This is a genomic window from Thioalkalivibrio sp. XN8 (assembly GCF_011058255.1).
GTDB lineage: Bacteria > Pseudomonadota > Gammaproteobacteria > Steroidobacterales > XN24 > XN24.
In genome coordinates, this window is the sequence record NZ_JAALFH010000038.1 from 1 (window position 1) to 323 (window position 323).

Annotated in this window: 1 protein-coding gene; it reads right to left on the reverse strand. The window is 67.5% G+C overall.

The genetic code is table 11. The annotated features are described in order from the left end of the window. A partial coding sequence (locus G6N75_RS04310; protein WP_206202916.1) for a hypothetical protein occupies window positions 1–323 on the reverse strand: 323 nt, incomplete at both ends.

Genomic DNA, 323 nt, shown 5'->3' on the forward strand with positions numbered 1-323 from the left:
ACGAACTGGTCGTTGGCCGCCGAGTTGTGGCACAGGTAGCACATGTCGACGTTATCGACGCGGTTGCCGCCATGCTGGTACATGGAGCCGACATGGCACTTCAGGCATTCGCCGCTGTCGACGACTGCGCGACGCGCCGGCGCCGGATCATCCGTGCCGAGCTCCCAGTCGTAGGTCGGGGTGAAGGCCCGGACTGCCATCAGCTCGCCACCGCCGAGCACGCTCGGCAGCCGCGGCTTGCCCTGGATGGCCACGCGGCCAAACTCGGCATCGACGGTCTCGACCGGCACCACCGTGGTCGCCACGTTGCCGGAGCAAGTCGT